10 protein-coding genes are annotated in these 13,182 nt (G+C 75.9%); 9 read left to right on the top strand and 1 reads right to left on the bottom strand.

Annotated elements, in window-relative coordinates:
• Window positions 1–89 precede the first annotated feature (89 nt).
• The 4 genes from ACZ466_RS14870 to ACZ466_RS14885 all read left to right on the top strand — a co-directional run bounded on the left by ACZ466_RS14870 (window position 90) and on the right by ACZ466_RS14885 (window position 5,226).
• Window positions 90–2,051 (top strand): hypothetical protein, encoded by a 1,962-nt coding sequence (locus ACZ466_RS14870; RefSeq protein ID WP_464043690.1) that lies wholly within the window; start codon window positions 90–92, stop codon window positions 2,049–2,051.
• Window positions 2,052–2,181: 130 nt separating this feature from the next.
• The gene (locus ACZ466_RS14875) at window positions 2,182–3,300 is read left to right on the top strand and encodes a glycosyltransferase family 4 protein (protein WP_378293199.1); all 1,119 of its coding nucleotides are present in this window, start codon (window positions 2,182–2,184) and stop codon (window positions 3,298–3,300) included.
• Between the two features lie 73 nt (window positions 3,301–3,373).
• Window positions 3,374–4,114 (top strand): DUF2334 domain-containing protein, encoded by a 741-nt coding sequence (locus tag ACZ466_RS14880; RefSeq protein ID WP_378293201.1) that lies wholly within the window; start codon window positions 3,374–3,376, stop codon window positions 4,112–4,114.
• Entirely contained in the window at window positions 4,111–5,226 is a 1,116-nt protein-coding gene (locus ACZ466_RS14885) for a glycosyltransferase (RefSeq protein ID WP_378293203.1), read from the top strand. The genes ACZ466_RS14880 and ACZ466_RS14885 overlap by 4 nt, the downstream gene beginning before the upstream one ends.
• Here the strand turns inward: ACZ466_RS14885 and ACZ466_RS14890 are convergent.
• Entirely contained in the window at window positions 5,189–6,283 is a 1,095-nt protein-coding gene (locus tag ACZ466_RS14890) for a zinc metalloprotease (RefSeq protein ID WP_378293206.1), read from the bottom strand. The two genes, ACZ466_RS14885 and ACZ466_RS14890, sit on opposite strands and share 38 nt — an antisense overlap.
• Window positions 6,284–6,584: 301 nt before the next feature.
• On the opposite strand from ACZ466_RS14890, the gene ACZ466_RS14895 reads away from it, so the two are divergent.
• Genes ACZ466_RS14895 through ACZ466_RS14915 form a run of 5 tightly spaced genes read left to right on the top strand, consistent with a single transcriptional unit; the run spans window position 6,585 to window position 13,135 of the window.
• Window positions 6,585–8,222, top strand: a complete 1,638-nt coding sequence (locus ACZ466_RS14895) for a sugar transferase (protein WP_378293208.1) — start codon at window positions 6,585–6,587, stop codon at window positions 8,220–8,222.
• The gene (locus tag ACZ466_RS14900) at window positions 8,219–9,595 is read left to right on the top strand and encodes an O-antigen ligase family protein (protein ID WP_378293210.1); all 1,377 of its coding nucleotides are present in this window, start codon (window positions 8,219–8,221) and stop codon (window positions 9,593–9,595) included. The genes ACZ466_RS14895 and ACZ466_RS14900 overlap by 4 nt, the downstream gene beginning before the upstream one ends.
• The gene (locus ACZ466_RS14905; protein ID WP_464043693.1) at window positions 9,592–11,199 is read left to right on the top strand and encodes a lipid II flippase MurJ; all 1,608 of its coding nucleotides are present in this window, start codon (window positions 9,592–9,594) and stop codon (window positions 11,197–11,199) included. The genes ACZ466_RS14900 and ACZ466_RS14905 overlap by 4 nt, the downstream gene beginning before the upstream one ends.
• A complete protein-coding gene (locus ACZ466_RS14910) occupies window positions 11,196–11,972 on the top strand; it encodes a polysaccharide deacetylase family protein (RefSeq protein WP_378292875.1) in 777 nt (258 codons plus the stop codon). Before ACZ466_RS14905 ends, ACZ466_RS14910 begins: the two co-directional genes overlap by 4 nt.
• The gene (locus ACZ466_RS14915) at window positions 11,969–13,135 is read left to right on the top strand and encodes a glycosyltransferase (protein WP_378292873.1); all 1,167 of its coding nucleotides are present in this window, start codon (window positions 11,969–11,971) and stop codon (window positions 13,133–13,135) included. Before ACZ466_RS14910 ends, ACZ466_RS14915 begins: the two co-directional genes overlap by 4 nt.
• Window positions 13,136–13,182: the final 47 nt, after the last annotated feature.

Below are 13,182 nucleotides of genomic sequence, written 5' to 3' on the forward strand. Positions count from 1 at the left end.
AATCGAACCCCGCGGGGCGGCGCGGGCACCGGGACGGAGACTTTTCCGCCCCGTTTTCCGGGAGTCATCTCAATGAATCGGGAGAGAACATGCCGACTCCCACACCGGCACCGGTGGGGTGGACCAACCCCCCGCTCCCCGAGGGCACCGAGGTGTGGACGCCGGCGATCGGTGACACGGTCGTCGTCGGCTCGGAGATCAAGGCCAACGGCTACGTCTACTACCGGTGCACGGGCTTCGGCGAGCCCATCAGCGGGATGACGGTGTACCGGCGGCGCGCGGTCGTCCCGGCCCCGCCCACCGACCCGGCGCCGCCGTCGCGGTCGGCCGCGGGCACCGGCGCGGGTCCCGGGCCCGTCGCGCCCGGCGGCCGGGAGCCGGTGCCCGCGGTGCACCCCGACGCCTCCGCCCCCGACCCGGTCCGGCAGGAGGAGAAGCGCACCCCGGCGTTCCTGCGGCGGCAGCGGGAGCGGGCGCGCGAGCGGGTCTTCGGCCGCGACCTGTCGAACCGGCCCACGGTCACCCCGCCGCTGTACTCCCGCGACCACCGTTTCAAGGACCTCGCCCGGCTGATCGTGAACGGCTACAGCGTCAACGAGGACGGGCTGAGCTTCCAGGTCACCGTCCTGTCCGACCTCAGGCACGTCGCGGTGCCGCACGACCTGATCCCGGTGACGCTGGAGGCCCCCGGCGGCCGGACGCTGGACATCGTCATCGTCCTGACGCCGCCGCCCGACCAGAACGTCTGCACGTTCTCGGCGTCCTACACCTGGAACCAGCTGGCCAAGCTGCTGGAGCTGGAGCGGCCGGACGGCGTGCCCGTCCGCGACGCCGTCATCGAAGCGCTTCCCCAGGCGGGCATCCGGGCCGAGTGGTGGGACAACCGCACCGGCCCGAACGCGCCCCGCCACTACTGCGGCGGCACCGAGCAGAAGTACGGCTCCGGCCGCATCGATCTGCGCCCCATCACCGTGGACGATCTGAAGGCGTCGGAGGCGGTCGCCAAGACGGCGTGGACGGCGGCCGAGCCGCTGCGCACCAGCCGTCCCGTCTACCGGGCGTTCGCCGACCTGCTGCGGCCGGGCCTGGAGATGGCCACGGCGCTGGAGGCCGAGTCGGAGTTCTTCATCTCCGGCGAGCAGCACGTGTCGGTGGTGGCGAAGATGCGGGCGCTGTACTCGCGGCCGGCGGAGCTGAAGGCGCTGGGCGTCGAGCTGATGTCGGGCGAGGACGTGCGCAGGTGCACCGACACCTACTACGACGTCCCGGAGCTGACGCTGCTGCGGCACGGGATCGTGCTGCGGCGCCGCCAGTTCGGCGGGGACGGGCCGGGCGGGTTCCTGCTCCAGGTGAAGGGCCGCACGGTCACCCGGCAGGGGGAGCCGGGCGAGCGGATCCGGCTGACCTCGCAGGTGCATCTGATGGAGCCGGTCGATCCGGCGCGGCTCGGGGAGTTCCTCGCGGGCGGCGGGGTCGACAACGCCTTCGCGCGGGTGCTGGCCGACGGGCCGGCGCACGGCCGTTCCGGGCCGTCGTCTCCGGAGGAGTGGGCGGGCCTGGCGCCGCGGCTGGTCGTCACGGCGCAGCGGGTGAGGTACTCGCTGGAGCTGGCGCACTCGATGACGGTCGATTTCAGCGCCGACAGCGCGACCGGCACCGATCCGGTGACGGGGCGGTCCTTCACGGTGCACACCGTCGAGTTCGGGATCGGCCACGAGGGCCTCTGCGTCGACGACGAGTCGTCGGGTCCGCTGTACGCCTCGTTCTCCGGCGGCGCGGGCGCCAGGGCGTACCGGATCCCGCCGGGCCGGGTCGGCGGCGGGAACGGCACGAGGAGGCCGGCGGTGGCGGCGCGGCGCGTCCTGGTGACGCGGCCGTACCACGTGCCCAGCGACCTGGACGACCCGGAGCTGTTCGGCCGGCGCGACTACCTCCAGTACCGCGACCTGCGCGATCGGATGATGCACCACCTGTTCGGTTACGCGGCCAAGGACCTCGCCCTCGGGGGCACCAAGTCGCACACGCTGGCCCGCCTGCTGGAGATGATCTGAAGGGCGGCTGAAGGGCGGCTGACCGGCAGCTGACGGGACGCTACGGACAAACCGGACGTTCGCCTAGTGTTCGGTCACGCGGTGCCGGGGGGCGACGCGCCCGTCGGTCGCCGTGGCCACGCTCTGCAGCGTGAAGGTCACCATCGTGACCGAGTCGTTCCTCCCCCGGGTCAACGGGGTCACGAATTCGGTCTGCCGTGTCACCGAACAGCTCGCGGCCCGCGGGCACGAGGTCCTCGTGATCGCCCCCGCGCCCGACCGGGACCGTTACGCCGGGCAGGCCGTGCGCACGGTCCCGGCGCTCGCCCTCCCCTGCTACCGCTCGTTCGCCCTCGGCGTCCCGACCGGCCGGATGCGCGCGGCGGTGCGCGACTTCGGCCCCGACATCGTCCATCTGGCCTCGCCCGTGGTGCTCGGCGCGGGCGGTCTGACCGCCGCGCGGGAGCTGGACGTGCCCGCGGTGGCGGTGTTCCAGACCGACGTGGCCGGGTTCATCCGGCAGTACGGGCTGGGCGCCGCCTCGCCCGCCGTGTGGCGCTGGCTGCGCCGGTTGCACGCGCGCGCGGACCTGACGCTGGTGCCGTCCAGCCCGCTGCTGGCCGAGCTGGAGCGGCGCGGCGTGCCGCGGCTGGCGCTGTGGGCGCGCGGCGTCGACCAGGAGCGCTTCAATCCCGGCCACCGCTCCGAGTCCCTCCGCGCTCGTCTGGCCCCGGCCGGGGAGGTGCTGGTCGGTTACGTGGGGCGGCTGGCCGCCGAGAAGCGCCCCCGGATGCTGGCCGCGCTCGCCGGCATTCCCGGGACGCGGCTCGTCGTGGTCGGCGACGGTCCCGAGGAGGGCCGGCTGCGGCGGATGCTGCCGGACGCGGCGTTCACCGGGTTCCGGACGGGACAAGAGCTGTCGGAGCTGGTGGCGTCCCTGGACGTGTTCGTGCACACGGGCGCCGACGAGACGTTCTGCCAGGCCGTCCAGGAGGGGCTGGCGTCGGGTGTGCCGGTCGTGGCGCCCGCCGCCGGGGGCCCGCTCGACCTGGTGCGGCCCGGGCACAACGGGCTGCTGTTCACCCCGGACGACGAGGCCGAGCTGCGGACGGCGGTCGCCGCGCTGGCGGGCGACCCGCTGCTGCGGCGGCTGATGAGCCTGAACGCGCGCCGGTCGGTGCGGGGACGGAGCTGGGACATGATCTGCGACCAACTGCTCGGCCACTACGCGGGGCTCCTCGGCGGCACCGCGGCCAGCGAGGCGGCATGACCGAGCGAAGCGAGGGCATGAGCGCTGTTCTTGCCGGGGGGTGTGGGGGGTCGTCCCCCCACGGAGGAGCGGCATGAGCAAGGCGTTTCCGTTCGTCGTGTCCGTGCACGACGTGGCGCCGGCCACGCGGGTGCCCGTGGACGACTGGGTCGCCGAGCTGGACCGGCGTGCGATCCCGTGCACGCTGCTGGTGATCCCCGGGCCGTACGGCGGCGGGCCCGCGACCGGTGAGGTGCCGGGCCTGGCGGCCTGGCTGCGGGAGGCGGGCGGGCGCGGCCACGAGCTGTCGCTGCACGGCTTCCACCACGCGCGGGTGCCCGGCGGCGCGGCCTGGCGGCAGGCGGTGAACCAGGTGGTGGCGCGGGGCGCGGGCGAGTTCTGCGCGCTCCCGGAGGAGCACGCGCGGCGGCTGCTGCGCGAGGGGCGGGAGGCGCTGGAGGAGGCCGGGCTCGACATCGTCGGCTTCACCCCGCCCGGCTGGCTCGCCTCCCCCGGCACCCGCCGCGCCCTGGCCGGGCTGGGCTTCGCGTACTGGACGAGCCAGCTCGCGCTGCACGACCTGACCGGCGGGCGGACGCCGCGGCGGATGCCCGCGCTGTCGCACCGGCCGGGCGGGGCGGGCGAACGCGCGGGCGCGCGGCTGATGGTGGGGGCGGCCCGGTTCCTCGCGCGGTCGCGCACGCCGTTCCGGATCGCGCTGCACCCGGCCGATCTGGGCAGGCCGGGCCTGCGCGAGGCCGCGCTGGACGCCGTGGACGCGGCGCTGGCGGCGGGCGGGCGGCCGGTCACCTACCGGGCGCTGGTGGGCGCGTGAGGATCGTCCAGCTCGCCAATCTGTACAGCCCGGTGTCCGGCGGCCTGCGGACCGCGGTGGACATGCTCGGCCGCGGGTACGCGGCGGCCGGGCACGAGCGCGCCCTGGTCGTCCCGGGACGGGAGCACGGTCGGCACAACGGCGCCGCGGGCACGATCGTGACCGTGCCGGGGCCGTCGGTGGCGCCCGGCTACCGGCTGGTGCTGGATCCGCGGCCGGTGCTGCGCGCGCTCGCCCGGCTGCGCCCGGACGTCGTCGAGGTGTCGGACAAGGCGACGCTGACCGTGGCGGCGCGGTGGGCGCGGCGGCACGGGGTGCGGTCGGTGCTGCTGTCGCACGAGCGGCTGGACGCGATCCTCGCGCCGCGCGTCCCCGGCGGGTTTCCGCTGCGGCCCCTCACCGACCGCTGGAACGGCGGGCTGGTGCGGGCGTTCGACGCGATCGTGGCCACGTCGGCGTTCGCCGCCGCCGAGTTCGGCCGGGTGGGCGCCCGCGACCTGCACCTCGTCCCGCTCGGCGTGGACCTGGACACCTTCCGGCCGCTGCCGGGCCCGGCGCCGTGCCGCGGCGAGGTCCGGCTGACACACCTCGGGCGGCTGTCCCGGGAGAAGCGGCCGGGCCTGGCGGTGGCGGCGGCGATCGAGCTGCACCGCCGGGGCGTGCCCGTCCGGCTCGACCTGGTCGGCGACGGGCCGCAGGCGGCCGGGTTGCGGGCCGCGGCCGCGCGGGCCGGGCTGCGCGCCCGGTTCCACGGGCACGTGCCCGACCGGGCCGCCGTGGCGCGGCTGCTGGCGGAGGCGGACGTCGCGCTGGCCGCCTGCCCGGTGGAGTCGTTCGGGCTGGCGGCGCTGGAGGCGCTGGCGTGCGGCACGCCGGTGGTCGCGGCGGACCGCGGGGCGGCGCCCGAGCTGCTCGTCCCGGGTGCCGGGGTCGCGGTGCCGCCGGTGCCGGAGCGGTTCGCCGACGGCGTCCAGGAGGTGCTGTCGTGGCCGCGGGAGCGGCGCCGCGCCGCGGCCCGGGCCCGCGCGGAACGCTACCCGTGGGACGCGACCGTCGCGGGCATGCTGGAGGTCCTCACCGCGGGCCGGGGCGCGCTCCGTACAGGTCGATGAGCCCCAGGTAGTCGCCCAGGCCGAGGGTGGCGTCGCGGTCGTCGCAGGGACGGACGTACGGGCTCATCGACAGGTTCTGGTGCCGGACGCCGTCGATGTGCTGGAGCCCGAGCACGTGCAGCATCTCGTGGGTGACGACGGAGACCGCCTCGTACCGCCCCTCCGGGCACCCGGGGACGGGCTGGGCGCCGCCGCGGCGCGGGGCGCGGGTCGTCCACCAGCGCTTGCCCTGGGTCTGGACGGCCATGTCGGCCTCGCGGATGACGTTGCCGACGTGCCAGGTGCAGGTGACCGCGAGGATGTCGCGGTCGGGAGTGCGCAGTTCGGCCCAGCCGAAGGAGTTGATCCCGTTCCTGGACTGGCAGGCTCCGGGGCCGAGGATGTTCGGCGGTGAGTCCGTCCGTCCCGCGTACCGCTGGTAGATGTCCGGCTTGGGGCTGTAGGAGAGCGAGCCCCTGACGCAGTCGGTGCGGACGTCCACCGCTCTGCGCACGCCGCGTCTGAAGGCTCCGGCCCCGGACCCGGCGGGCATCCCGCTGAACGCGACGGAGCCCGGGTAGTAGTGCCAGGAGATCCGCGTTCCGCGCGGCCACCGGTCGGGCCCGAGCTTGCGGGCGGTGTCGGTGCAGGCGGGCAGCGGCGCGAGGGCGGCCTGGCGCGGGCGGCCCTCGGGGATCCGGGCCCGGCGCTCGACGATGGTCGCCGTCCCGGCCTCGGCGTCGACGTCGATCCGCAGTTCCGCGGCGCCGTGGCGGCGCAGCAGGCGCGAGGTCACCGAGGAGCCGTCGTGCGGCACGGTGGCGGCGACCCCGCTCGTGCCCCTGATGACCCGTCCGCGCACGTCGCACTGGAACAGGTCCACGATCCGGGGCAGCGCTCCGGCCCGCAGTCCGGGGCCGGGACGGCACCAGGCCGGCGGCCTGGCCTCCCGCGCGCCCGGCACCGGGCCGTCGGCCGTCGCCGGGATCGCGCAGGCCGCCGCGGTGAACGCGGTGAGCGCGGCCGCGGCGGACAGGGACCCGGCGGGCGAACCCGTCCGGAACTTGTAAGAGCGCACATCACATTACTGGGCACGCGCGACATCGGATAAAGCCATCGACGCCCAAAATCCACCCCAGCACACCCGACGAAATATCCATTGTTCGACCTAGATAACCGGACATCGCATAACCATGTGCCGAGGCCGTGAGCGCCGGGCGTTTCCGGCACCACGGTCGTTCTCAAAAGCGCGTCGGCCTTTGTTAAAGCCCTGGGACGGGGTGGTGGCGTTTCAACGATCAGTGGGTATCCGGCGGACAGACTTCCGTGGATCAGCAGTACCGGGCAGCCGCTTAGCCCTCTGAGAAAGGACGACCGCGATGGGCTCTCAGGGGCTGAGCGTCCCCGCCGTCGGAGGGGACGTCGAGGACGGCGCCGACGAGGGCCGCGAGGAGCGCTCCGAGGATGATCCCGGCGGGAGACACGAAGGACACGCAGGACAGGCGCAGCAGGCCGTGGGCGGGGGAACCCGCACCCTGACCGCGACGAGCGTCATCCCGGTCGTGACCGGCCCGGCGGCCCGTCCCGCCACGGCGTCCCGCCCGCGACCGCTGGCCGCCCTGTACGCGCTCACGCTGGGCACCGCGGACGCGCTCGCCATGGCCACCGCCGTGACCGTCGCCGCCGGCATGGTGAACGGCACGGCGGCGGGCGGCACGGGCGCGGGCGCCGTGACCGTGACCGGCACGGTGACCGCGATGGTGACGGCCGCCGCCGCGATCGTCGCGGTGAACGCCCCCGCCGGGCTCCACCGGTGCCGCCGCAGGCCGTCCCTGCTCGACGACGCGCCCGCCCTCGCGGTGCGCGCCGCGGTGGTGGCGGCGCCGGCCGCGCTGCTGCTCCCCGGGGGCGGAAGCGTCGCGATCTGGCTCTGGATCACCTGCCTGTACTGCGCGTTCGCCGGCGCGTCCCGGCTGGCCGCGGGCGCCGTCCTGCGGACCCACCGCAAGCTGCGCCCGCGCGGCCGTCCCACGGTCATCATCGGCACCGGCCCCGGCGCCGCGCTGGTGGCCGGGGTGCTGCGGCGGCGCCGCGACTTCGGGCTGGACCCGGTCGGGCAGATCGTCACCGGCGACCCGGGCGACCTGCCCGTCCCCGCCCTGCCCGTGCTGGGCCGCCCGCTGGACCTGCGGCGCGCCCTGGCCGCCTGCACCGAGACCCGCTCCCGCGCCGCCGTGGTGATCGTCGCCGACGAGGTGCGGCGCTCGGGTCTGGACGAGCTGGTCCGGATCTGCGCGGCGCTGCCGTGCGAGACGCTGCTGGTCCCGTCCACGACGGACCTGCTGCTCGCGCGCGCCGGGGCGCGGACGGCGCAGGCGCCCGTCGAGCATCTGGAGGGGATCCCCTTCGTGCGCCTGGGGCCGCGTCCCGGCGCGCGGACGGCCCGCGCCGCCAAGCGCGCCTTCGACACGGTCGCCGCCGCCCTGCTGCTGCTGACGCTGTGGCCGGTGCTGCTGGCCTGCGCGCTCGCGGTCCGGATCGAGGGCGGCCCCGGCGTGCTGTTCCGGCAGCGGCGCGTCGGCCTGGACGGCGAGCCCTTCACGCTGCTGAAGTTCCGTTCGCTGCGGCCCGCCGACGACCACGAGGCCGACACCCGCTGGTCGGTGGACGGCGACGCCCGCATGGGCCCGGTCGGCCGCTTCCTGCGCGAGACCTCGCTGGACGAGCTGCCGCAGCTGTGGAACGTGGTCCGCGGTGACATGAGCCTGGTCGGCCCGCGCCCCGAACGGCCGCACTTCGTCCGGCTGTTCTCCGAGACCTGCCCGGAGTACCCGCTGCGGCACCGGATGCCGGTGGGCATCACCGGCTGGGCGCAGGTCAACGGGCTGCGCGGGGACACCTCGATCGAGCTGCGGGTGCGGCTGGACAACCGCTACATCGACACCTGGACCTTCGGAGCCGACCTGCGCATCCTGCTGATGACCGTCCGGGCCGTGCTGACGAGGAACGTCGCGTGAGGCGGGCCCTGGCCGGGCGGTGGAGCCCGCTGGTCGCCGCCGCCGCGCTGTGCGTGTGCGTGCCGCCCGAGATCGGCGCGACCGCGGTCGCGTGGACGGCGCGGTTCGCCGGGTTCGAGACGTTCAGCGACGTGCTGGCCGTGCAGGTCTCCGCCGGGGACCTGGCGGGCCTCGTCCTGGTGACCGTCGCCGCGGTGCTGGTCGCCGCCCGGAAGGTGGCGCCGCCCCCGCTGTGGACGCTGCCCGCCTTCGGGACGGTGGCCCTCGCCGCCGGGATCGCCACGCTGTGCTCGCAGGACATCGCGTCGAGCCTGCCCGGCTACGTGCGGATCGTGCAGCTCCTGGTGCTGGTGCCGCTGGCCGCGATGACGCTGGTCCAGGACCGGACGGACGGCCTGGTGGTGGCCGCGGCGGTGGTCGCGGTGGCGCTGGCGGAGTCGTCCTACGGCATCTGGCAGGCGCTCACCCGCAACGGCGCCGCGATCGGGGGCGAGACGGTCCGGGCGGTCGGCACGTTCGGCGCCGGGGACGTGATGGCGCTGTCGATCGTCGCCGGGTTCGGCGTGGTGTTCACGCTGGCGTTCGCGCTGGCCGGGCCGCCCCGGGTCCGCCCGTTCGCGGCGGCGGCCCTGGCGGTGCTGGGTTCGGCGCTGCTGCTGGCGCTCAGCCGGGGCAGCTGGATCGCGATCGGCGCCGCGGCCGGGCTGGTGCTGCTGGCCTACAGCCGGCGGCTGGCGATGCGCACCGCGGCGACCGCCGCCGCGCTGGCGGTGGTCGTGGTGGGCGGGCTCGGCCTCGGGCTGGGCGGCGGCGACGGCGACCTCGGCGGGCAGACGCTGGCCGCCCGCGCGCAGTCGATGACCTCGGTCATGGACGCCCCCGACCAGTCCGTCCTGGACCGCTACAGCCTGTGGACGGCGGCGCGGGGCATGTGGGGCGACCATCCCGTCACGGGCGTGGGCGTGAAGAACTTCCCCGCCTACCGCGACTCCTACGCGCCGATCGAGCTCTCCTCGGCGGGCGAGGTCATGGACCGGGTCAACGGCTACCACCGCCAGCCGCTGCTGTCCCCGCACAGCCAGTACCTGCTGGTCCTGGCCGAGCAGGGCGTGGTCGGGCTGGTGGGTCTGCTGGCCCTGTTCGGCGCGCTGGCGTACGGGGTGTGGCGGCACCGCGACCCGCGCGACCCGCTGTGGCTGGCCGCGTTCGGCTTCCTGGCCGGACTGCTGATCAACTTCGTGTACGCCGACATCAGCGGCGCCAGCAGCATGCTGGTCGCGATCATGATCGGGCTGGTCGCCGCCGGCGCCGCCACCGGGCTCCCCCGCCCGGGCACCGAGGTCGCGCCCCGTCCCCGGGCCGGGACCGCATGACGGCCGTCGGGGCGCGCCCGCCGGCCCGGGACGGCTCGATCCGCCGCGCCACCCTGCTCACCGGGCTGCTCGTCGCCGCCGGGACCGGGCTGGGCTTCGTGCGCGACCTGGTCATGGCGCACCGGTTCGGGGCCAGCAGCGGTACCGACGCGTTCCTCGTCGCCTGGACGATCCCGGAGACGGTGTCGCCGCTGCTGATCGAGGACGCGATGGCGCTGCTCATGGTGCCGGTGGTGACCCGGCTGCTGCGCGAGCCGGACGGGGTGCGGCCGCTGGTGGTGTCGGTGCTGCCGCGGCTGGCGGTCGCGCTGGCCGCGGTCGCGCTGGTCCTGGTGCTGGCCGCGCCGCTGCTGGTGGACGTGCTCGCGCCCGGCCTGGAGGATCCCGGCCCGGCGGCGCGGTGCGTGCGGCTGACGGCGCTGACCGTGCTGGCCTTCGGGATCGCCGGGTTCATGAGCGCGACGCTGCGGGCGCACCACCGGTTCGGCCCGCCGGCCTCCATCTACCTCGCCTACAACCTCGGCATCCTGACGATGATCGCGGCGTTCGCGGTGCCGCTGGGGATCACCAGCGCGGCGCTCGGCGTGGCGTGCGGCGGGCTGCTCATGGTGGCCGTGCAGCTCCCGGCGTTCGTCCGCTGCCTGCGCGGCGCCGGCGGGCGGGACGCCGCCGTCCGCGAGCCGAAGGGGGCCGCGCGGGACACGGCGGCCTCGGTGACGCTGGCGGCGGCCGCGCCGATCGTCCTGTACACCCTCACCCGGCAGTCGCAGGTCTTCGTCGAGCGCTTCCTCGGCTCCGGCCTCGCCGCCGGGTCGATCTCCCACCTCAACTACGCGCAGAAGGTGGGCCAGGTCCCGATGGTGGCCTCGCTGCTGCTGGTGACCGTGACGTTCCCCCGGCTGGCCCGCGCCTCGGCCGGCGGGGACCTGGACCGGGTGCGCCGCCGCGTCGAGTCCGACCTGGTCGTCGTCAGCGCGATCGTGCTGTACGCCACCGCGATCCTGATCGCGCTGGCGCCGCAGATCGTCGCGCTGCTGTTCCAGCACGGCCGCTTCACCGAGGCCGACGGCGAGCGGACCGCGCTGGTCCTGCGCGTCTACATGCTGGGCGTGTGGGGCCAGGCGATGGCGGGCGTCGCCGCGCGGGCCTTCTTCGCGCGCGCCCGTCCCGTCTGGCACCCGGTGTGCGCGATGGCCGCCGGGCTCGCCGTCACGGGCGCGCTCGGCGCCGCCCTGGTCGGCACCGGCGGCACCGCCGCGCTGGCCGCCGCCAACGCCGCCGGGATCACCGTGGCCGCGGTGGCGCTGCTCCTGCTCGTCCGCAGGCGGGTCGCGCCCGTGTCGCTGCGCGCGGCCGGCGGCGACATCGGGGCGCTGGCGCTCGCGGCCGGCGCCGCGTGCCTGGCCGGGCTGGCCGCCACCGGCCGGTTCCCCGGCCCGGGCGCGCTCGTCCCGGCCGGCGCCCCGCCGCTCCACCAGGCCGGCGCCGGCGTCGCGGTCGTCACCGCGGTCTACGCCGCCGCGCTGGCCCTGGCCGCCTACGGGCGCGCCCGCGCGGGCGGGCCGCTCAGCTCGTTCACCAGCATCCGAAGGAAGAGCACGTGACTCACCCCGAGAACCTCGAGCACCTTGAGAACCCTGAGAGCCGTGAGAGCCGTGAGAAGACCGAGCATCCGATGACCTCGATGCCGATGGTCCTGATGTACCACTCGGTCGACCACTACGACCGGGACCCGCATCTGGTGACCGTCACGCCCGAGCGCTTCGAGCGGCAGCTCCGCTGGCTCCAGGCGCGCAGGCTGCGCGGCGTGAGCGTGGGCGAGCTGCTGCGCGCGGACGCCGAGGGCGGCACCCGCGGGCTGGTCGGCCTCACCTTCGACGACGGCTACGCCGACTTCGCCACCCGGGCGGTGCCCGCGCTGGTGCGGTTCGGGTTCACCGCGACGGTGTTCATGGTCGCCGGGCACGCCGGGGGCTACAACAGCTGGGACTCCGGACCGCCCAAGTCGCTGATGACCACCGACCAGCTGCGCGCCGTCGCCGACTTCGGCATGGAGGTCGCCTCGCACGGCATGCGGCACATCTCCCTCCCGGGGGCGCCCGCCCAGCAGGTGCGGGACGAGCTGCGGCAGAGCCGGTACGTCCTGGAGGAGGCCGTCCAGCGGCCCGTGACCGGCTTCGCCTACCCCTACGGGCACGTCAGCCCCCGGGACGTGGCGGAGGTCAGGGCAGCCGGGTACGACTACGCCTGCGCCATCCGTCCCGACGAGCCCGGCCGCCACGCCCTGGCCCGCACCTACGTCGGCGAGCGCGACCGCGGCCTGCGGCTGCGCGCGAAGGTGGTCCGGCACGAACTGCAATGGCTGGTCCGCATATGACGCGGGTCCTGCACGTCATCACGGGCCTGGAGCACGGCGGCGCCGAACGGCAGCTGGCGCTGCTGCTGGACCACCTGCCCAAGGACCGCGTCGAGTGCGAGGTCGCGGTCCTCACGCACGCGGGCGCGCTGGGCGCGGGCATCCGCGCCGGGGGCGTCCCCGTCCACGAGATCGGCATGCGGAGCAACCGGGACGCGGCGGCGCTGCCGCGGCTCGTCCGGCTGATCCGCAAGGGCCGGTACGACGTCGTCCACACGCACCTGTACCGGGCGTGCGTCTACGGGCGCGTTGCCGCCTGGCTGGCCCGGACGCCGCGCATCGTCGCGACCGAGCACTCCCTGGGCGACGGCCACATCGAGGGGCGCCGGACGACGCCGGGCGTCCGCGCGCTCTACCGGGCGAGCGAGCGGCTCGGCCACGCGACCGTCGCGGTGTCCCCGAGCGTCACCCGGCGGCTGCTGGACTGGGGCGTCCGGCCCGCCCGGCTGGTCACGATCACCAACGCGATCGACGCCGGGGCGTTCGCGTTCTCCGCGGAGCGCCGGGCCGCGGTCCGCGGCGCCCTGGGGATCGGGCCGGAGGAGTTCGTCGTCGGCAGCACCGGGCGGCTCGTGCCGTCCAAGAGCCTGGACCTGCTGGTCCGCGCGTTCGCGGGCACCGGCCGCACGGCCCGTCCCGGCTCCGGCGACGGGCGGCTGCTCATCGTGGGGTCCGGACCGGCCCGGCCCGAGCTGGAGGAGCTGGCCGAGAACCTCGGCGTCGCCGGCCGCACGCACTTCACCGGCGGGACGGCCGACGTCCCCGGGATGCTCGCGGCGATGGACGCCTACGCGGCCCCGTCCGCCCACGAGACCTTCGGGCTCGGCGTGCTGGAGGCGCTGGCGGCCGGGCTTCCCGTGCTCTACCGGACGTGCCCGGCGATCGACGACCTGCCGTCGCTCATGGCGCCGCGCGTGCAGCGGCTTCCGTCGTGGGTGGCGGCCTGGAGCGCCGCGCTCGACGCCCTGCCGCGCACGGAAGCGCCCACCCCGGCCCGCGCGGCCCCGCCGCCGCTGGTGGGGCACTACGCCGTGGAGGCGCGGATCGCCCAGCTCGTCGACCTGTACCACGAGGGCCCGGCGGCGGTCCGGCCCGTGGGCGGCAGCGCGCTCGTCGCCACCTGACGGCCCCGCTCGCCGCCGCCGCACAGCACCTCGTCCCGCACCACCTC

This window comes from Actinomadura rugatobispora, from assembly GCF_055379765.1.

Excerpts from the sequence above, each read along its gene's own strand:
- ACZ466_RS14870 (WP_464043690.1), top strand. The coding sequence starts at position 90 with ATGCCGACTCCCACACCGGCACCGGTGGGGTGGACCAACCCCCCGCTC.
- ACZ466_RS14915 (WP_378292873.1), top strand. The coding sequence starts at position 11,969 with ATGACGCGGGTCCTGCACGTCATCACGGGCCTGGAGCACGGCGGCGCC.
- ACZ466_RS14905 (WP_464043693.1), top strand. The coding sequence starts at position 9,592 with ATGACGGCCGTCGGGGCGCGCCCGCCGGCCCGGGACGGCTCGATCCGC.
- ACZ466_RS14880 (WP_378293201.1), top strand. The coding sequence starts at position 3,374 with ATGAGCAAGGCGTTTCCGTTCGTCGTGTCCGTGCACGACGTGGCGCCG.
- ACZ466_RS14895 (WP_378293208.1), top strand. The coding sequence starts at position 6,585 with ATGGGCTCTCAGGGGCTGAGCGTCCCCGCCGTCGGAGGGGACGTCGAG.